Below are 19,960 nucleotides of genomic sequence, written 5' to 3' on the forward strand. Positions count from 1 at the left end.
ACCCATCTCAACGCAACGGTAAATTGTCTGAGTCTGTGAAAAATGGGATATTCGACACGCGAATCTCTCAATATTCGTCTAAGGTTTTCACGTGGTTGATGACAGCGGTCACGCTGCTCTGCAAATACAGGAGAGAACCGATGATAAAACCTCATATGCGCCACCCTACACTTTTATCGCTCGCACTTGGCGGCGCACTGCTGGGCGTTTCCGTATCTGGCTACGCGGAAGACAAGGTTACCGGCCAGTCGACGCCCCCTGACATACTGCTCGGGCCCCTTTTTAACGATGTCCAGAGCGCCAAACTCTTTCCCGATCAAAAGACCTTTGCCGATGCCGTTCCCAAAAGCGATCCCCTGACAATCCTGGCGGATTACCGGATGCAGCACACCCAGTCCGGCTTCGACCTGCGACATTTTGTAGAAATGAACTTTACCCTGCCGACGGAAGGCGAAAAGTACGTTCCGCCGTCAGGACAGAGTTTGCGGGCGCATATCGACGGGCTGTGGCCGGTACTGACACGCACCACTGACAAAGCCAGCAAATGGGATTCTTTGCTGCCGCTGCCAAAACCTTACGTGGTGCCCGGCGGGCGTTTTCGCGAGGTGTATTACTGGGACAGTTATTTCACCATGCTCGGGCTGGCGGAAAGCGGCCACTGGGACAAAATCAGCGATATGGTGGACAACTTTGCCTATGAAATTGATACCTGGGGGCATATCCCGAACGGCAACCGCAGCTATTACCTGAGCCGCTCGCAGCCACCGTTTTTCGCTCTGATGGTTGAGCTTTTAGCCACGCATGACAGCGACGCGCTGAAAAAATATCGCCCACAAATGGAAAAAGAGTACCGGTACTGGATGGACGGCGTGGACGCACTCCAGCCGGGGCAGGCCAATAAGCGAGTGGTGAAACTGGACGACGGCGCGATCCTTAACCGCTACTGGGACGACCGTGATACACCGCGTCCGGAGTCCTGGCTTGATGATGTCACCACCGCCAAAAGCAACCCTAACCGCCCGGCAACGGAGATCTATCGCGATCTGCGTTCTGCTGCGGCATCCGGCTGGGATTTCAGCTCCCGCTGGATGGATGATCCGCAAAAGCTTGGCACGATCCGCACCACCAGCATTGTGCCGGTCGATCTTAATGCGCTGATGTACAAGATGGAAAAACTGCTGGCCAAAGCCAGCCAGGATGCAGGGGATACAGCCAGTGCGACGACATATGACGCCCTGGCAACCGCGCGCCAGAAAGCCATTGAGGGACATCTGTGGAATGAAAAAGAGGGCTGGTACGCCGATTACGATCTGAAAAGCAAAAAGGTGCGTAATCAGCTGACCGCTGCCGCCCTCTACCCGCTATTTGTTAAAGCGGCGGCGCAGGATCGTGCGGATAAAGTGGCGGCCGCGGCCTCTGCGCGACTGTTAAAACCCGGCGGTATTTCGACGACCACGATCAACAGCGGGCAACAGTGGGATGCACCAAACGGTTGGGCGCCATTGCAGTGGGTCGCGACGGAAGGGTTGCAGAATTACGGGCAAGACAAGGTGGCCATGGATGTGACCTGGCGGTTCCTGAAAAATGTTCAGCATACCTACGATCGCGAGCAGAAACTGGTTGAGAAGTATGATGTTTCCACTACTGGCACAGGTGGCGGCGGCGGTGAGTATCCGTTGCAGGATGGTTTCGGCTGGAGCAACGGCGTGACGCTGAAAATGCTGGATTTGGTGTGTCCGAAAGAGAAGCCGTGCGAGAGCGTGCCGGAGAATCAGCCTGCGGCAAATGAGGAGGTCGCGGCTCCGGTGAAAAGTACGGCGCAGTAGGTTGAGATTGTCGGGGATTGGGGTGCTGTGTGGAGTGAGGCGGTACATACGACTGAAGTGGTCATTCCGTTCACTTTATGTTCCTTGCTACTCTGTCACCACATTACCGGTGAACGTGCCAGGGTGGCTCGCCGCCACCACCCTGGCGACCCGGGCTCCCGGCAAGAAAATCGCCGCTACGCGGTACCCTCAGCTTATTCCTTTCGGCTTTCGGGTCGGGCGCGATGAAGCGTCCTTGCAAGTCGCGCCCTCTCGGCGCATCCCTGCGCCTCGCCCCGGCCTACAGGAAACGCTTCGGCGATTTTCAGCCGGACCATGGAGCCGCTATAAGCCTTTTATTTCAAAGGTGCAATGTCATCGCTGGGTAACTGGGGATCCCTCTCCCACAGGGAGAGGGAGAAAACCACCTGGCATCAGAAACTGTAGCTTGCTCCCAATTGCCAGGTGCGGTCGCGACCTATCCAGCAGTTGCTGGCGTCGTAGCAGGTTAGCGTCTCTTTGTTGGTGATGTTCTGCGCGCTCATCTTCAGCGTCAGCCCCGCAAGTGACGGCAGCAACTCACCCATACGATAAGACGCCGCCAGGTCATACTGCGTAGTGCCGCCCAGTTTGCCCGCATCGTTGGCTGGCGAAATTTCCATTGGCCCGGTATAGCGGGCACCGGCACCAATATTCACCCCTTTCAGCGGGGTGCTGTCGAAAGTGTAATCGCCCCACAGGTTAAACGCATTCTCCGGCACCTGGGTTGGGCGTTTGCCTTTGTACTTATCATCTTCGGTATTAATCGCGTGGGTATACGCATAGTTGGCCACCAGCGTCAGGTTGTCCGTCGGGCGACTGGTTGCCGAAAGCTCCGCACCCTCAGATTCCACCTCGCCGGTCTGGCGGTAGTTCAGGAAACCGGGATCGGTTGTGACCACGTTCTTCTGGCGAATGTTAAACACCGAGGCAGTCAAGGTGGTCGCGAAGTCCTCCATGAGATACTTCACCCCGCCTTCCACCTGCTTACTGGTCGTTGGCTTCACATCCCGGGCCGTCAGCGTGCCTTGCGGCGATACCGGGGCAAATCCTTCGGAGTAACTGATGAACGGCGATATGCCATTGTCGAAGGCATACAGCGCGCCCAGACGTTTGGTGACACGATCCTGTGAAACCCACGCTTTATCCCCGTTTTGCAGATAGTTGGTGGTCACAGAGCGGTAATCGTCATAACGCAGGCTACCCAGCAGGTTAAACCCGCCAAAGACCACCTGATCCTGCACGTAGTAACCGTTCTGCTGATAGCTCAGGCGGTTTTTCTGCGCAGTATATAAACCCAGCTCGCTTTCATGAATTTGTGAATAGTCCGGGTCGCGCATATCGATGCCTGGTGTGGCGGAGGCGTAGCGATAGTGGAAGTGGGAATTCAGCTTCTGGTAGTCGAACCCTGCCAGCAGATGATGTTGCCACTCACCGAGGGTTACCGTTTTGGTGACCTGGTTATCCATGTTGAAGCTCTGGAGGTCTTCATCCGTGGTATAGGCGAAGCGGTTAAGTTCATACACTTCACTTCCCTGTCCGGTGGAATAGGCGCTGCGCTGATGCGTATCTACATCGAAATAACGCACTTTCTGGCTGAAGCCCCAGCCACTGTCAGACGCATGTTCGAAGTGGTATCCGAGCATCCACTGCCGCTGTTTGAAACCGCTCCATTCGTCCCCGGCATAATCGCGACGTCCGGCATACTCAGAGCGCAGATAGGCTAACGGCAACGGGTTAGACGGCGACAAACTCGGGGTGTTTTGCGCCAGGGCATCAATCGTGAGGCGCGTGTTGCTGTCTGGCTGCCAGGTAACGGACGGCGCCACCAGATAGTTTTCATAGCGCGTGGTGTGCGGCTGGTCGTCATTTTCGGTGGCTTTACCCAACAGACGGTAATTCCAGTCGCTGTCGGCTATTTGCCCGGTCGAATCGAGATATCCCTCTTTCAGATTGCGGTTACCGGTAGTAAAGCCCAGCTCGGTTTTCGCCTCTTTTTGTGGCATCTTGCCCTGAATATTCACCAGGCCGCCCGGCGAGCCCCCGCCATACAACACGGAAGATGGCCCCTTCAGAATATCGACGCTCTCGATCAGCAGAGGATCGATGCGCGCTTTGGTGTTGCCGGTAACGTTGTAAGGCAGCTGCAGACCGTTGTAGAACTCCTGATCGACGGTAAAGCCGCGAATTTTATACTCGCTCATGTACGACGTATTACCGCGGACCTCGGTCGACACGCCCGGGGCATAGCGCAGGATCTCGTTCACCGAGTTCGCATGGCGTTGTTCGATCTCTTGTGCGGAGAGGGTATTGATGACTTGCGGGGTTTTACTTTCCGCCACCGCAGATTTGGTGGCACTGTTCGTCCAGACCGGCAGCACATCGCCCTGTGCTGAACCCGTAACCACAATTGTGGATTCTTCGGCAAAAGCCGCTCCCTGCAATGCCAGCGCCACGGCTCCTGCCAACGCACATAACGCAAAACGCGAAGTGATCATATTGTCGTCTAATTATTAAATGATATTAGGAACGACAATTATTATCATTTGCATAAACAAATCAATACCACCAAAGAAAACGGCCCTCCGAAGAGAGCCGTTTTTCACTATTCTTATGCTCTTCTGAGTAACCTGAACACGACCAGTACCACGATGGCGCCCACTACGGCAACCAGGAAACTGTGCATATTAAAACCACTCACGTTGCCTCCGAGGCCAAACATTGTTGCCAGCCAGCCACCAACAACTGCACCAACGACCCCGAGGACACAGGTCAAAATAAAGCCGCCACCATCACGCCCCGGCATGATAAGTTTGGCGATAGCGCCGGCAATAAGACCAAAGATAATCCAGGCGATGATACCCATAGCGATGCCCTCTTGCAGGTTTAACGCATACGCAGAAAACCTTCTGCACATGTACTCTAATTATAGGCTAAAGCCATAAAACCGATTTCATCTCACCGACTTAAATTGCTGCCGCCATGAAAAAAAACTCACCGGTTTGTATTAAGTTTCATTTCAGGCTGCCGATAACTCAAAGACAGTCTGTCACACATCGAGGAGCCATCTGGCGTGAGTAATTACAGTGAGCAGTTCCTGAAACAAAATCCGCTGGCTGTATTAGGGGTATTACGCGATCTGCAAAAAGGCGAGGTGCCACTGCGCATCAGTTGGGCAACCAATCAGTTTATCAGCAAAATCCTCGAAGCCTCGCCGGAGCGCCTGGTCATCGATCTGGGTAGCCAGGAGTACGAAAACCGCGCGGCACTTCGGGCAGAAAATATCGCGGTGATGGCTGAAACGCAGGGTGCAAAAGTAGAGTTTGTGCTGCCACGACTGACACAGGGTGAATTCCAGGGCCTTCCTGCGTTTATCACCCCCCTGCCGACTAACCTGTGGTTTGTGCAACGCCGCGAATATTTTCGTATCAGCGCTCCGCTTCATCCGGCGTATTTTTGCAAGGCGCGAATGCCGGATAAGAAAGAGTTTCGCTTCCGCCTGTTTGATCTGTCCCTCGGCGGGATGGGCGCTTTAATGGACACGCCAAAACCCGACGGACTGGTCGAAGGAATGCGTTTTTCGCAAATTGAGCTGGATATGGGCGGCTGGGGGCGGTTCTATTTTGATGCCCAGTTGATTGCCATCAGCGAGCGCAAAGTGGTTGATAGCAAGAACGAAACCATCACCACCCCGCGTCTGAGCTTCCGTTTTCTGAATGTCGGACCAGGTGCAGAGCGGGAACTTCAGCGCATTATTTTCTCGCTGGAACGCGAAGCGCGGGAAAGAGCAAACAAAGTCCTGTGACAGATGTCGGGCAGCAGACTGCCGCCCGACGACGGCATTACATGGCATCCATCGCTTTCTGAACTTTCCAGATATAACGTGGGGCCTGTGGTGCCGGATGATTTTTCACCACATGTTCAAAGAACTCGTCTTTATCCATGCCGTTAATTTCGTCGATCGCTTCTTTCCGGTCAGATGAGAATGTCCTGAGCAACGCGCCCGCGCCGTTCACGTAAGAGACCACCAGCGCATATTGCATCACTTCTGGATCTTCAATGCCTTTCAGCACGCCGTGTTCCAGAATGCTCAGATACGCCGTCCCCATTGAGATATTACGTTCCGGGTTTTTCAGCTCGCTGGTCGATGGCTGGCCGCTCCATCCCATATAGCGATAAACCTCTTTCCCGGCCGTCGACGCCTTCAGCTGCATCAGCCCCACCGCGTTAGATTTACTGACCAGGGTCGGATTACCGCCCGACTCCACCGCAATGATCGCCGTCACCAGACGCGGGCTTACGCCCCAGGCCTTTCCGGCTTGCTCGCTGATTGGCATCCACTGCATTGCCCGTTTAACAGGCACTTCCGGATTCCATGGCGGATTTTGGTAGTCATGTTTGGTACTACAGCCAGCAAGCAACACAATCAAAAAAGCAAACCATCTCAATTTCACGTCATCTATCCTTATATCCGGTCATCGCGTTCACGCTGCCTCTTGAAGGCGGCATCGTGTAAGCGGCATGATATAGACAATTAGCTTCTCATTCAGCAAGGAATTGCCATGTCTCAGTTTCATCTCATCGCGCCGTCGGGCTACTGCATTAACCAGGAGGCGGCACAGCGGGGCGTTCAGCGCTTACTGGAATCCGGCCATCAGGTAGAAAATCAGACGATTATCCCCCGCCGCCAACAACGTTTTGCCGGGACGCAAGCGCAGAGACTGGATGATATCAACGGCCTGGTGAACCTGAAGGGTGAGAATAACATCGTTCTGGCAGTGCGAGGCGGATACGGCGCCAGCCGGTTGCTGGAAAGCATCGACTGGGCGGGGTTGGCCAAACGCCAGCAGCAGGATCCCCTGCTGATTTGCGGCCACAGTGACTTCACGGTTATCCAGCTTGGCCTGCTGGCACTGAATAATGTCATTACTTTCAGCGGCCCAATGCTGGCCGGGAATTTTGGCGCACCAGAGCTTGATGCCTTTACCCAGGAGCATTTCTGGCGCGCCCTGCGCAACCCGACCTTCAGCATCGAGTGGCAAGGTAACGGGCCAGACTGGGAGTGTGAAGGAAAACTGTGGGGTGGAAATCTGGCGATGCTGGTGTCGCTGATTGGCACACCGTGGCTGCCGGATATTGATGACGGCATTCTGGTGCTTGAAGATATCAATGAGCACCCGTTCCGGGTCGAGCGAATGCTGCTTCAGCTTTATCATGCCGGTATTCTTGCGCGTCAGTCGGCTATCGTGCTCGGCAGTTTTAGCGGCTCCGCGCCGAATGAGTACGACGCGGGCTATTCTCTTGAAACGATGGTTGATTTTATCCGCTCCAGGCTGGATATTCCGGTGATAACCGGGCTGGCGTTTGGTCATGAACAACAAACGGTGACCCTTCCGCTTGGCGCGCAGGCTTTCCTGAAGCACGATAATTCAGGCAGTCGGTTAACAATAAGCGGCCATCCGGTCATAAAGGCATAAAAAAGCCGTTAAACCACCGCAATAAAACGCTGTATCTGCCGTTAATATGATAGGGTTTTAATAACAGATACAGCATTAAGGTGGGAGTACGACAACATTGGATGCCGCAGCGATAATCAGCCTATTCATTCTGGGTTCTGTCCTTGTAACCTGTAGTATTTTATTAAGTTCATTTTCTTCGCGCCTCGGCATCCCTATTCTTGTTATTTTCCTCGCTATCGGGATGTTGGCCGGTATAGATGGTATCGGCGGTATTCCTTTCGATAACTATCCCTTCGCTTATATGATCAGTAACCTCGCCCTGGCGGTCATTTTGCTGGACGGCGGGATGCGTACTCAGGCCAGTTCGTTTCGGGTCGCCTTAGGCCCGGCGCTTTCGCTTGCGACTGTCGGAGTGCTTATCACCTCAGGCCTGACCGGGATGATGGCGGCGTGGCTGTTTCACCTCAACATCATGGAAGGCCTGCTGATTGGCGCGATTGTCGGCTCGACCGATGCGGCAGCGGTCTTTTCCCTGCTGGGCGGTAAAGGGCTGAACGAGCGTGTTGGCTCAACGCTAGAAATTGAATCCGGTAGTAACGATCCGATGGCGGTGTTCCTCACCATTACCCTGATTGAGATGATCCAGCAGCACGAAACCGGTTTAAGCTGGATGTTTGCCTGGCATATTTTGCAGCAGTTTGGTCTGGGGATTGTCATCGGCCTTTCTGGCGGCTATTTGCTACAGCAGATGATCAACCGCATCTCACTGCCTGCGGGGCTCTATCCGTTGCTGGCCCTGAGTGGCGGGATCCTTATTTTCGGCCTCACCACGGCGATGGACGGCAGCGGTATTCTGGCGGTCTATCTGTGCGGGTTCCTGCTGGGCAACCGCCCTATTCGTAACCGCCACGCCATTTTGCAGAACTTTGACGGGCTGGCCTGGCTTGCACAAATCGGCATGTTCCTGGTGCTGGGATTGCTGGTTACGCCATCCGACCTGCTGCCGATTGCCGTTCCGGCGTTGATCCTTTCTGCCTGGATGATTTTCTTTGCCCGCCCGCTGTCGGTCTTTGCCGGGCTGCTGCCGTTTCGCGGGTTCAACCTGCGCGAGCGTATTTTTATCAGTTGGGTGGGGCTGCGTGGCGCAGTGCCGATTATCCTTGCCGTGTTCCCGATGATGGCGGGCCTGGATAACTCGCGGTTGTTCTTTAACGTGGCCTTCTTCGTGGTGCTTGTGTCGCTGCTGTTCCAGGGCACATCGCTGGGATGGGCGGCCAAAAAAGCCAAAGTGGTGGTTCCGCCCGTCGGATGGCCGGTCTCCCGCGTGGGGCTGGATATTCACCCGGAAAATCCGTGGGAACAGTTCGTCTATCAGCTAAGTGCTGACAAGTGGTGCGTGGGCGCTTCGCTGCGCGATTTGCACATGCCTGCCGAAACGCGAATTGCAGCCCTGTTCCGCGATAATATTCTGCTGCACCCGACCGGCAGCACGCGCCTGCGCGAAGGCGATATTCTCTGCGTTATTGGCCGCGAGCGCGACCTTCCGGCATTAGGGAAGCTGTTCAGCCAGTCACCTCCGGTGGCGCTGGATCAGCGCTTCTTCGGTGATTTTATTCTGGAAGCCAACGCCAAATTTGCCGATGTCGCCCTGATTTACGGCCTGGATGAAGGTCTGGAGTACCGCGACAAGCAACAAACCCTGGGTGAGATTATCCAGCAGTTGTTGGGCGCGGCACCGGTTGTCGGTGACCAGGTGGAGTTTGCCGGGATGATCTGGACGGTTGCCGAGAAAGAAGATAATTCGGTACGTAAGGTCGGCGTAAGGCCGATGGAAGAAGACGCAGAGTAGTGGGTTTGTGCCGGGTGGCGCCAACGCCACCCGGCACAAAAACATGGTTACACTGTCGCAACGGGTACTCTCGGTGCCAGCGCGCACATCAGTTCATACCCGATAGTCCCCGCCGCAGCGGCCACATCATCGATTTTAATCTCGTTCCCCCACAGCTCAACCGGCGAACCAATACCCGCCTGAGGGCACGGCGTTAAATCAACCGCCAGCATGTCCATCGAAACGGTTCCCACCGTGCCGGTGCGAACGCCATCAACCCAAACCGGCGTGCCCGATGGTGCGATGCGCGGATAGCCGTCAGCATAACCGCCTGCCACAATCCCGATACGCTGCTCGCCTGTCGCACGGTAACGGCTGCCGTAACCGACGGTATCCCCCGCTTTCAGCGTCTGCACGCCAATAATTTCACTGCGCAGGGTCATCACCGGTTTCAGGCCGCTGTTGGCAATATCCTGCCACTGGCCCGACGGAGAAGCGCCGTACAGAATAATCCCCGGACGCACCCAGTTATAGTGTGCTTCAGGGTGCCAGAGCGTGGCCGCTGAATTGGAAAGCGAACGCGGGCAATCCAGCCCTTCGGCGGCCTGCCCGATACGCGTCATGGCGTCGGCAATTCCATCCGGTTTTTCTGCATCGGCGAAATGCGCCATTAACGTCATTTCACCCACATTTTGCAGGGCGCGGAGTTGCTGCCAGACCGTATGCACCCGCTCAGGCTGGAAGCCGAGGCGGTTCATGCCGCTGTTCATTTTGACGTAGATATCCAGCGGGGCATGTAATTTCGCATTTTGCAGCGCTTTGATTTGCCAGTTACTGTGTACGCTGGTGGTCAGGCGGTACTTATCCAGTAACGGCAGATCGTCGGCGTGGAAGAACCCTTCCAGCAGCAGTATCGGCCCTTTCCAGCCGCGCTCGCGCAGTAAAATGGCTTCTTCCAGATTCAGTAAGGCAAAGCCGTCAGTGCTGCTGAGCGCGCTCCAGATGCGATCAATACCGTGGCCGTAGGCGTTAGCTTTGACAACCGACCATACACGCGAGCCTGGCGCTGCACGACGAACAATCTGGAGGTTATCCTTCAGCGCCTTCAGATCCAGCTGAGCCAGAATAGGACGGGACATGACAACTCCTTGTTAATTATGCGCGCCGTGCAGGTGCTGTGGGCGCGATGGGGTAAACCCCGATTGATAACGCGCGGCACTTAAATCGTCAAATGGAATCGCCGGTGTACGCCCGGAAATCAGGTCGCTCAACAGCTGGCCTGAACCGCAGGCCATCGTCCAGCCCAGCGTACCGTGGCCTGTGTTGGTCCACAGATTTTTAAACGGTGTACGCCCAACGATCGGCGTGCCGTCTGGCGTCATAGGGCGCAGTCCGGTCCAGAATGTCGCCTGTTCAACAAAACCGCCGCGTGGGAACAGATCGCCCACCACCATCTCCAGCGTTTCACGGCGCGGCTGTAGCAACTCGGTGTTAAAGCCCACGATTTCGGCCATACCGCCCACGCGAATACGGTTGTCAAAACGGGTGATCGCAATCTTGTAGGTTTCATCAAGAATAGTTGATACCGGCGCGCCGCTTTCCTCTTTGACAGGAATGGTCAACGAGTAGCCTTTCAGCGGATAGACCGGAATATCAAGAATGCCTTTCAGCATCGCGGTGGAGTACGAGCCAAACGCCATGACGTAAGCATCAGCTTTAATCACTTCGTCACCGCACTTCACGCCGTAGATATTTTCACCTTCTGACAGCAGCTTATCGACGGAGGTGTTAAAGCGGAATTTCACGCCTGCCTGTTCGCACATCGCGGCCAGACGCTGAGTAAACAGCTGACAGTCGCCGGTTTCGTCATTCGGCAAACGCAACCCGCCGGTCAGCTTGTGTGCGACTTCCGCCAGCGCCGGTTCAACCTGCGCCAGCTGGCTGGCTTCCAGCAGTTGATACGGCACGCCGGCGTCTTCTAGCACGGCGATATCCCGCGTGGCGTTTTCGTACTGCTGCGCGGTACGGAACAGCTGCAATGTGCCGCCCTGACGGCCTTCGTACTCAATACCGGTAGAGGCACGCAGCGCTTTCAGGCAGTCACGGCTGTATTCCGCCAGGCGAACCATACGGCCTTTGTTTTCCATGTAATGGCGGGTGTCGCAGTTGCGCAGCATCTGCCACATCCACTTGAGCTGGAATTGCGAGCCATCAAGGCTAATCGCCAGCGGCGCATGGCGCTGGAACATCCATTTGATCGCCTTCAGCGGCACACCCGGAGCGGCCCACGGTGCTGCATAGCCCGGTGAGATCTGTCCGGCGTTCGCCGCACTGGTTTCCAGTGCCGGGCCGGGTTCCCTGTCGATAACGGTAACGTCATGTCCCGCCTGACTTAAATACCAGGCGCTGGTTACCCCAACGACACCACTTCCCAGTATGACAACACGCATAGCCAACTCCATTATGTGCAAAAGAACAATCTTCTAATTACAGATTGATAACCTAGTTGAAAATATTATTCAACATACGACTTTTTTATGGTGACTTATCTCACATCTTCCCCTGTATACGGGGACAGGGCTTATTTGGGATCTCCTGCTGCGCGTTATTTTTAACCAGCATAAAATATTGTGGACGGAAGCTTTTCACCCGTTTCAAAAACGGGAAATCGCAAAGAAAAAATTTCTGCGCCAGCACGCTTTTGAATGCGTTGTTCTATGCTTGAAAAGAGGCTCTCCAGACAGAGAGAGCACCAACAACGAGGGCGCGCTAATGGCTACTATTGATTCCATATCCAAGGACAGCACACGTCTGAGCGATGGACCCGACTGGACCTTTGAGTTGCTGGATGTCTACCTGGCCGAGATCGACCGGGTGGCAAAACTGTATCGCCTGGATACCTACCCCCATCAAATTGAAGTGATTACCTCCGAACAAATGATGGATGCCTACTCAAGCGTTGGGATGCCTATCAACTATCCGCACTGGTCGTTTGGTAAAAAATTCATTGAAACCGAGCGGTTGTACAAACACGGACAGCAAGGGCTGGCGTATGAAATCGTCATTAACTCCAATCCGTGTATCGCTTATCTGATGGAAGAGAACACCATTACCATGCAGGCGCTGGTTATGGCCCATGCCTGCTACGGGCATAACTCGTTTTTCAAGAATAACTATCTTTTCCGCAGCTGGACGGATGCCAGCTCGATAGTCGATTATTTGATTTTCGCCCGTAAATACATCACAGAATGCGAAGAACGCTATGGGGTAGATGAAGTTGAGAAATTGCTCGACTCCTGCCACGCGCTGATGAACTACGGGGTGGATCGTTACAAACGTCCGCAGAAGATCTCTTTGCAGGAGGAAAAAGCCCGGCAGAAAAGCCGTGAAGAGTATCTGCAAAGCCAGGTGAATATGCTGTGGCGTACCCTGCCGAAACGTGAAGAAGAGAAAACGGTGACGGAGGCGCGCCGTTATCCATCTGAGCCGCAGGAGAACCTGCTCTACTTTATGGAGAAAAACGCGCCGCTGCTGGAACCGTGGCAGCGTGAGATCCTGCGCATTGTGCGCAAGGTGAGCCAGTATTTCTATCCGCAAAAACAGACCCAGGTAATGAACGAAGGCTGGGCCACCTTCTGGCACTACACCATCCTTAACCATCTGTACGATGAAGGGAAAGTCACCGAGCGGTTTATGATGGAATTCCTGCACAGCCACACCAATGTGGTGTTCCAGCCGCCGTACAACAGCCCGTGGTACAGCGGTATTAACCCATATGCGCTCGGCTTTGCGATGTTCCAGGACATTAAACGTATTTGCCAGTCACCAACGGAAGAAGACAAATACTGGTTCCCGGATATCGCCGGCTCTGACTGGCTGCAAACGCTGCATTTTGCGATGCGTGACTTTAAGGACGAGAGTTTTATCAGCCAGTTTATGTCGCCGAAGATCATGCGTGACTTCCGCTTCTTTACCGTACTGGATGATGACAGGAATAATTATCTGGAAATTTCCGCTATCCATAACGAAGAGGGATACCGCGAGATCCGCTCCCGCCTCTCTTCCCAGTACAACCTGAGCAACCTCGAACCAAACATACAGGTGTGGAATGTGGATTTACGCGGCGACCGCTCGCTGACGTTGCGCTACATTCCGCATAACCGCGCGCCGCTGGATAAAGGCCGCAAAGAGGTGCTGAAACATGTGCACCGCCTGTGGGGGTTTGACGTGTTGCTGGAGCAGCAGAACGAAGACGGTAGCGTGGAGCTGCTGGAACGCTGCCCGGCCCGGTTAAATACGCTGTAGTTGCCGGGTGGCGGCTACGGGTTTTGTAGGCCCGGTAAGCGAAGCGCCACCGGGCGAAAAAAAACCTCTCAACTGAGAGGTTTTTTATTTTAGCGGCCCTGGATAACCAGGTCGCCAGGCAGCGTTTTCTGCATCCGGTGCCAGATCTCGCCGGAGTCGCGTCCGTAGCGACGCACGGTTTCATAAACCTGATCGTGCATACCCGATGAGCACAGCTCGCTCAGCTTGTGATAGAAGCCCAGCGCCAGGCTACGGGCTTCCGGGTTAGCAAAATAGTGACGACCGATACGGGTGTACAACCCTTTCATGCCATTGAGGATCAAACCGTAAATCGGGTTACCTGATGCGAACGCCAGCCCACGGAATACGTTGTAATCGAGGGTGGCAAAGGCATCGGCATGATCTTCAACCGCTTTTGCGCTTTCCAGCACTTCCAGCGCGTTGTCCGGATGCTGGCGGAACGCCGTACGGATAAAGATGGTGGCAATGTTGGTACGAACGGACAGCAGGTTATCAATCAGCTGCGGCACGCTTTCGTGATCAAGACGCGCGAGCGTTTCAAGAATATTCAGCCCGGACGTTTCCCAGAAGTTGTTTACTTTTGTTGGCTTGCCGTGCTGAATCGTCAACCAGCCATCACGCGCCAGTCGCTGAAGAACTTCACGCAACGTGGTACGGGTGACGCCAATCAGTTCAGAGAGTTCGCGTTCAGCAGGAAGAATTGACCCCGCAGGGAAACGATTATTCCAGATGCTTTCAATGATGTACTCTTCCGCGAAACCCGCCGGGCTCTGCGCCTTAATGACCATAGTGAGATTTCCATTACACAGCTTTAGCAAATTGGACTCATCATACCAGAGGCTAGTACCGGCAGGTAGCGCAGCAGCGCGAGAAAAGAGGGATCGCCGTTTCATTTTTGTGAAATTTACAATACGGCCTTATTGCCCTCCTGGGTGTTGAATTTGCGTATACTTATGCTTTGGTTGTCTTGATGGAGAGGGAAATCTGTAGTGGAAATCTCATTTGGGCGCGCACTGTGGCGCAATTTTTTAGGCCAGTCACCTGACTGGTACAAACTGGCACTCCTGGTGTTTCTGGTCGTTAACCCTATCATTTTTATCGTCAGCCCCTTTTTTGCCGGGTGGCTGCTGGTTGCAGAATTCATCTTCACTCTGGCAATGGCGCTGAAATGCTATCCATTACTGCCTGGCGGCTTGCTGGCATTTGAAGCGGTGGTCATCGGTATGACCAGTGCCGAACATGTAAAAGAAGAGCTGGCATCGAATCTTGAAGTGCTTCTGCTGCTGATGTTTATGGTGGCTGGCATCTATTTCATGAAACAGCTTCTGCTGTTTATTTTCACGCGCCTGCTGTTGAGCATTCCTTCGAAAACGCTGCTCTCGCTCGCCTTCTGCCTTGCAGCAGCCTTCCTGTCTGCGTTTCTCGATGCCTTAACGGTGGTCGCGGTAGTGATAAGCGTGGCGGTCGGTTTTTACGGTATCTACCACCGGGTTGCCTCATCCCGCCAGGGCGATGATCTCCAGGACGACAGCCACATTGACGCACATAATCGTGTGGTGCTGGAGCAGTTCCGCGCCTTCCTGCGCAGCCTGATGATGCACGCCGGTGTCGGTACCGCGTTGGGCGGCGTAATGACCATGGTCGGTGAACCACAAAACCTGATCATCGCGAAAGCCGCAGGCTGGCATTTCGGGGAGTTCTTCCTGCGCATGGCGCCTGTCAGCGTACCGGTGCTTTTCTGCGGCCTGGCCACCTGTATTCTGGTCGAGAAATTCAGCGTCTTTGGTTATGGCGCAAAACTCCCGGAGCCGGTACTTCAGGAGTTACGCAAATTTGACCAGCAGAGTCGCAGCCAGCGCACCCGGCAGGAAACATTGCGCCTTATCGCCCAAGGGATTATCGGCGTATGGCTTATCGCCGCGCTGGCGTTCCATCTCGCGGAAGTGGGCTTAATCGGCCTGTCTGTGATTATTCTGGCCACGTCGTTTACCGGCGTGACAGACGAACATGCTATCGGCAAAGCGTTTACCGAAGCCCTGCCGTTTACCGCACTGTTGGCGGTATTTTTCGCGGTTGTGGCGGTCATTATTGACCAGCAGCTGTTCTCACCGATTATCGCCTTTGTGCTCCAGGCAGCCCCTGATTCGCAGCTGACGCTCTTCTACCTGTTTAACGGCCTGTTGTCGTCTATTTCGGATAACGTCTTTGTCGGCACCGTGTATATCAATGAAGCAAAAGCCGCGATGGAACATGGCGCTATCAGCGCCGGGCAGTTTGAACTGCTTGCGGTCGCGATTAATACCGGGACAAATCTGCCTTCCGTCGCGACACCGAATGGACAGGCGGCCTTTTTATTCCTGCTGACGTCTGCCCTCGCCCCACTCATACGACTTTCTTATGGAAGAATGGTATGGATGGCGCTGCCATATACGCTGGTGCTGACACTCGTGGGATTGCTTTGCGTCAAAATTACCCTCATTCCCTATACGCACTGGTTGCTACAAGCAGGTATACTTGCGGCGCAGTAAATCAGGCATATCGGGCAGTTCGCTGCCCGTTTGCGTTTTCGCATGATAAACATCCGATTACGCTTTAATTCGCAAGGCACAGGTGGCGCAGGAAACGAATTCGTTTACACTGCGCTTTCTAAGCATGTTCCAGGGAAATGATTATGTTGAGATTTTTAAACCAGTGCTCTCGCGGTCGCGGAGCGTGGTTGTTGATGGCCCTGACCGCCTTTGCGCTGGAAATGGTCGCTCTGTGGTTCCAGCATGTTATGGGGCTTAAGCCTTGTGTGCTGTGTATCTACGAGCGTTGCGCACTGTTCGGCATTATGGGTGCGGGTCTGGTTGGGGCGATTGCGCCAAAATCCCCGCTTCGCTATGCCGGCCTCGCCATCTGGATTTACAGCGCCTGGAAAGGCATTGAGCTGTCCTGGCAGCACACCATGATGCAGCTGCATCCGTCACCGTTTATGACCTGTGATTTTGCAGCCCGCTTCCCGAGCTGGCTGCCGCTGGATAAATGGCTGCCACAGGTGTTCGTGGCATCCGGTGACTGCTCTGTGCGTCAGTGGGAATTCCTGACGCTAGAGATGCCTCAGTGGCTGGTAGGGATTTTTGTGGCTTACTTTGTTGTGGCGCTGCTGGTGTTGATTGCTCAGCCGTTCAAACCGAAGAAACGTGATTTGTTTGGGCGCTAATTTGCCCAGCGGCGCTTCGCTTGCATGGGCCTACGGTTTTGTAGGTCGGGTAAGTGCAGCGCTACCCGACACAGCACACCACATAAAAAAACCCGCCTCGGCGGGTTTTCTCGTATCAACGATTGGGATGATTCATGATGTGGTCTTCCCAGTCCCGCACCTCTGACTCTTTCACCGCAATATGGCGCACGGAAATACGCTCGCCGTGCATCGCCGCTTTTGACCCCGTCAGCAACGGATGCCACTTCGGCAGAGCCTGCCCTTCCGCCAGCAGACGATAGGCACAGGTATGCGGCAGCCATTCGAAGGTTGGCAGGTTATCACGGGTTAACTTGATGCAGTCCGGCTCAAACTCGAAGCGGCGTTCGTAATTGCGGCACTGGCAGGTTTTAATGTTCAGCTGTTTGCAGGCAACGTTGGTGAAATAGATCTCGTCTGAGTCTTCATCCATCAGTTTGTGCAGGCAGCACTGCCCGCAGCCATCGCACAACGATTCCCACTCCTCGTCGGTCATTTCGTCGAGAGTTTTGCTTTGCCAGAAAGGAATGTCGTTCATCAGGATGTCCACACGTCAAAAGAAAGCGCACCTTATAACGAGTCTGGCACGTTGATGCAAGTTTTGCCGCCCGAAGAAGGCGGCAAGTTGCTTTTACAGCACGCGGGTTTTCAGCGACTGGCCGTTAAAACTCACTTCCAGTTCGTCACCGCTGTTAAGCGGGCCAACACCTTCTGGCGTACCGGTCAGGATCACATCTCCCGGTTTCAGGGTGAAGAAACGGCTCATATAGGCAATCAGCGGCAGGATCTTGTGGATCATATCGGCAGTGGTACCTTGCTGGCGGAATTCACCGTTAACCTTCAGGTAAAGTGGCGTATCCTGCGGGTCAGCAGTGAACTCGCCCACTGGCACAAAACCGGAGATCGGGCAGGAATTATCAAACCCTTTGGCCTTTTCCCACGGCTGCCCGGCTTTTTTCATTTTGCCCTGCACATCACGCAGCGTGAGGTCCAGCGCAACGCCGTAGCCAGCAATCGCTTTTTGCACGTGCTCTTCAGAGGCCTGACGCAGGGTTGCGCCAATCAGTACGGCCAGCTCCACTTCGTGATGAACTGAACCTAACCCCTGTGGCAACGCCAGCGGCTGGCGAATGTCGCAAAGCGCAGTTTCCGGTTTAATGAACAGCACCGGCTCGTCTGGCGTGGCACTGCCCATTTCCTGAATGTGTTTCGCATAATTGCTGCCAACGCAGACAACTTTGCTGACGGGATAATCCAGTAATGCACCTTGCCAGTTATGATGTTGATACATTTACGACCCCTAAACGGTTGATGTGTTGTTCCCGGGCCTACCCGGGACTATTTCTTTCCGTTCACCTCAAGATGCTGTTTTAATAAATTCTCGGGTGGTGGCGGAAGCTGTAAATAATAGCCCTGTTCAGCTAATGCTGATTTCACTTTTTCCAGATCGGCATTAACCAGTTTCTTTCGCCCATCCAGCGGCAACAGCATCGCCAGCTGCGGACGGCCAAAGCTTTTCATTAATTCTTCAGGCACGCGGGAGAAATCGTCTTTCTTTTCGACATAAAGGTAGGTCTGGTCGCGGCTGGTACTTCTGTAGATCACACAAAACATGTTTTTACTCTGAATTCTCGGGTGGTTGCTTGCCTCAATATACTCCTGACTATAACATGCCTGATACTCTTCGGAATATCGCAACGACTGCGTTGTGGTTAATAGCAAATTGAGTAAGGCCAGGATGTCAAACACGCCCATCGAGCTTAAAGGCAGTAGCTTCACCTTATCAGTGGTTCATTTGCATGATGCAAAACCCGAGGTTATTCGTCAGGCGTTAGAAGACAAAATCGCGCAGGCTCCCGCTTTTCTGAAGCACGCCCCCGTCGTCGTCAATGTCAGCGGTCTTGATGCCCCTGTTAACTGGAAACTTCTCCAGCAGGCCGTGTCATCGACCGGGCTGCGCATTGTCGGCATCAGCGGTTGCAAAGATGCCGAACTGAAAGCCGACATTGACCGCGCAGGGCTGCCCATTCTGACGGAAGGCAAAGAAAAAGCCCCACGTCCGGCACCTGTTGCCGTGCAAACACCCCCGCCGCCGGTGCAGAACGTTACACCTGTCACAAAAACGCGATTGATTGATGTGCCGGTTCGTTCCGGTCAGCGGATTTATGCACCAAACTGTGATCTGATTGTTACAAGCCACGTCAGCGCCGGTGCAGAACTCATTGCAGATGGCAATATTCACGTCTACGGTATGATGCGTGGACGTGCGCTTGCTGGTGCAAGTGGCGATCGGGATGCACAAATATTTTGTACTCACCTGACGGCGGAACTGGTTTCCATCGCAGGTGAATATTGGCTGAGCGACAAGATCCCAGCCGAATTTTATGGCAAAGCGGCTCGTCTGCGATTGGCAGACGACGCGTTGACCGTTCAACCGTTGAATTGATCCCTTTTTAACAAGGAATTTCTATGGCACGCATTATTGTTGTTACTTCGGGTAAAGGAGGCGTTGGCAAGACCACCTCCAGCGCGGCCATCGCTACTGGTTTGGCCCAGAAGGGAAAGAAAACCGTCGTTATCGATTTCGATATCGGCCTGCGTAACCTGGACCTGATTATGGGTTGTGAGCGTCGCGTTGTGTATGACTTTGTGAACGTCATTCAGGGCGATGCCACGCTGAACCAGGCGCTGATTAAAGATAAGCGCACCGAGAATCTCTATATTCTCCCGGCCTCTCAGACACGTGATAAAGATGCCCTGACCCGCGAAGGCGTGGAAAAGGTGCTCGACGATCTGAAAAAGATGGAGTTCGACTTTGTGGTCTGTGACTCCCCTGCCGGTATCGAAACAGGTGCACTGATGGCGCTCTACTTCGCTGATGAAGCGATCATCACCACTAATCCTGAAGTGTCGTCCGTGCGTGACTCTGACCGTATTCTGGGTATCCTCGCGTCTAAGTCTCGTCGTGCGGAAAATGGCCAGGATCCAATCAAAGAGCACCTGCTGCTGACCCGTTACAACCCAGGTCGCGTGAACAAAGGTGACATGCTGAGCATGGAAGACGTGCTGGAGATCCTGCGCATCAAACTGGTGGGTGTTATCCCGGAAGATCAATCCGTGTTACGCGCCTCTAACCAGGGTGAGCCGGTTATTCTGGATACGATGGCAGACGCAGGTAAAGCTTACGCCGATACCGTTGACCGTCTGCTGGGAGAAGAACGTCCTTTCCGCTTCATTGAAGAAGAGAAGAAAGGTTTCCTCAAACGCCTGTTCGGAGGATAAG

18 protein-coding genes are annotated in these 19,960 nt (G+C 54.2%); 9 read left to right on the top strand and 9 right to left on the bottom strand.

Going from position 1 to position 19,960, the window contains the following annotated elements; translation table 11 throughout:
* Positions 1–140 precede the first annotated feature (140 nt).
* The gene (locus tag F3J30_RS02990) at positions 141–1,826 is read left to right on the top strand and encodes an alpha,alpha-trehalase (protein ID WP_166715766.1); all 1,686 of its coding nucleotides are present in this window, start codon (positions 141–143) and stop codon (positions 1,824–1,826) included.
* 413 nt (positions 1,827–2,239) lie between these two features.
* Here the strand turns inward: F3J30_RS02990 and F3J30_RS02995 are convergent, their stop codons facing one another.
* Together F3J30_RS02995 and F3J30_RS03000 are read right to left on the bottom strand one after the other, a co-directional pair.
* Positions 2,240–4,342 (bottom strand): TonB-dependent siderophore receptor, encoded by a 2,103-nt coding sequence (locus F3J30_RS02995; RefSeq protein ID WP_166715768.1) that lies wholly within the window; start codon positions 4,340–4,342, stop codon positions 2,240–2,242.
* Between the two features lie 113 nt (positions 4,343–4,455).
* Entirely contained in the window at positions 4,456–4,710 is a 255-nt protein-coding gene (locus F3J30_RS03000; RefSeq protein WP_014070624.1) for a GlsB/YeaQ/YmgE family stress response membrane protein, read from the bottom strand.
* 207 nt (positions 4,711–4,917) lie between these two features.
* Here F3J30_RS03000 and F3J30_RS03005 point away from each other — a divergent pair, with 207 nt between their 5' ends.
* Positions 4,918–5,649 carry a flagellar brake protein gene (locus F3J30_RS03005; RefSeq protein ID WP_014070625.1) on the top strand — a complete coding sequence of 244 codons (732 nt, stop codon included), beginning with the start codon at positions 4,918–4,920 and terminating at the stop codon, positions 5,647–5,649.
* 37 nt (positions 5,650–5,686) lie between these two features.
* On the opposite strand, the gene emtA is transcribed toward F3J30_RS03005, so the two are convergent.
* On the bottom strand, positions 5,687–6,298 hold the full coding sequence (emtA, locus tag F3J30_RS03010; protein WP_166715770.1) for a membrane-bound lytic murein transglycosylase EmtA: 612 nt from the start codon (positions 6,296–6,298) through the stop codon (positions 5,687–5,689).
* A 108-nt stretch (positions 6,299–6,406) separates the two neighbouring features.
* On the opposite strand from emtA, the gene ldcA reads away from it, so the two are divergent.
* Positions 6,407–7,321, top strand: coding sequence for a muramoyltetrapeptide carboxypeptidase (gene ldcA, locus F3J30_RS03015; protein ID WP_166715773.1), 915 nt, complete (start codon positions 6,407–6,409; stop codon positions 7,319–7,321).
* 97 nt (positions 7,322–7,418) lie between these two features.
* Positions 7,419–9,152 (top strand): potassium/proton antiporter, encoded by a 1,734-nt coding sequence (locus tag F3J30_RS03020; RefSeq protein ID WP_014070628.1) that lies wholly within the window; start codon positions 7,419–7,421, stop codon positions 9,150–9,152.
* 47 nt (positions 9,153–9,199) lie between these two features.
* Here F3J30_RS03020 and dadX read toward each other — a convergent pair whose 3' ends face one another.
* Positions 9,200–10,270, bottom strand: coding sequence for a catabolic alanine racemase DadX (gene dadX, locus F3J30_RS03025; protein ID WP_166715775.1), 1,071 nt, complete (start codon positions 10,268–10,270; stop codon positions 9,200–9,202).
* Between the two features lie 12 nt (positions 10,271–10,282).
* Positions 10,283–11,581: a D-amino acid dehydrogenase gene (locus tag F3J30_RS03030; RefSeq protein ID WP_014070630.1), complete on the bottom strand. Its 1,299-nt coding sequence runs from the start codon at positions 11,579–11,581 to the stop codon at positions 10,283–10,285.
* 322 nt (positions 11,582–11,903) lie between these two features.
* Here F3J30_RS03030 and F3J30_RS03035 point away from each other — a divergent pair, with 322 nt between their 5' ends.
* Positions 11,904–13,436 (top strand): SpoVR family protein, encoded by a 1,533-nt coding sequence (locus F3J30_RS03035; protein WP_166715777.1) that lies wholly within the window; start codon positions 11,904–11,906, stop codon positions 13,434–13,436.
* A gap of 89 nt (positions 13,437–13,525) precedes the next feature.
* Here F3J30_RS03035 and fadR read toward each other — a convergent pair whose 3' ends face one another.
* On the bottom strand, positions 13,526–14,245 hold the full coding sequence (gene fadR / locus F3J30_RS03040) for a fatty acid metabolism transcriptional regulator FadR (RefSeq protein ID WP_014070632.1): 720 nt from the start codon (positions 14,243–14,245) through the stop codon (positions 13,526–13,528).
* A gap of 201 nt (positions 14,246–14,446) precedes the next feature.
* On the opposite strand from fadR, the gene nhaB reads away from it, so the two are divergent.
* Positions 14,447–15,985 carry a Na(+)/H(+) antiporter NhaB gene (gene nhaB, locus F3J30_RS03045; protein WP_166715779.1) on the top strand — a complete coding sequence of 513 codons (1,539 nt, stop codon included), beginning with the start codon at positions 14,447–14,449 and terminating at the stop codon, positions 15,983–15,985.
* Positions 15,986–16,128: 143 nt separating this feature from the next.
* The gene (gene dsbB, locus F3J30_RS03050; RefSeq protein WP_014070634.1) at positions 16,129–16,659 is read left to right on the top strand and encodes a disulfide bond formation protein DsbB; all 531 of its coding nucleotides are present in this window, start codon (positions 16,129–16,131) and stop codon (positions 16,657–16,659) included.
* A 115-nt stretch (positions 16,660–16,774) separates the two neighbouring features.
* On the opposite strand, the gene F3J30_RS03055 is transcribed toward dsbB, so the two are convergent.
* From F3J30_RS03055 to F3J30_RS03065, 3 genes are all read right to left on the bottom strand, one after another.
* Positions 16,775–17,215, bottom strand: a complete 441-nt coding sequence (locus F3J30_RS03055) for a YcgN family cysteine cluster protein (RefSeq protein ID WP_014070635.1) — start codon at positions 17,213–17,215, stop codon at positions 16,775–16,777.
* Between the two features lie 93 nt (positions 17,216–17,308).
* A complete protein-coding gene (locus F3J30_RS03060) occupies positions 17,309–17,968 on the bottom strand; it encodes a fumarylacetoacetate hydrolase family protein (RefSeq protein WP_014070636.1) in 660 nt (219 codons plus the stop codon).
* Between the two features lie 47 nt (positions 17,969–18,015).
* On the bottom strand, positions 18,016–18,291 hold the full coding sequence (locus tag F3J30_RS03065; protein ID WP_014070637.1) for a YcgL domain-containing protein: 276 nt from the start codon (positions 18,289–18,291) through the stop codon (positions 18,016–18,018).
* Between the two features lie 124 nt (positions 18,292–18,415).
* Here F3J30_RS03065 and minC point away from each other — a divergent pair, with 124 nt between their 5' ends.
* Both minC and minD read left to right on the top strand, forming a co-directional pair.
* Positions 18,416–19,123 carry a septum site-determining protein MinC gene (gene minC, locus F3J30_RS03070; RefSeq protein ID WP_166715781.1) on the top strand — a complete coding sequence of 236 codons (708 nt, stop codon included), beginning with the start codon at positions 18,416–18,418 and terminating at the stop codon, positions 19,121–19,123.
* Positions 19,124–19,146: 23 nt separating this feature from the next.
* Positions 19,147–19,959: a septum site-determining protein MinD gene (gene minD, locus F3J30_RS03075; RefSeq protein ID WP_014070639.1), complete on the top strand. Its 813-nt coding sequence runs from the start codon at positions 19,147–19,149 to the stop codon at positions 19,957–19,959.
* Position 19,960 lies beyond the last annotated feature (1 nt).

This window comes from Enterobacter sp. Tr-810 (assembly GCF_011752765.1).
Lineage (GTDB): Bacteria > Pseudomonadota > Gammaproteobacteria > Enterobacterales > Enterobacteriaceae > Enterobacter > Enterobacter soli.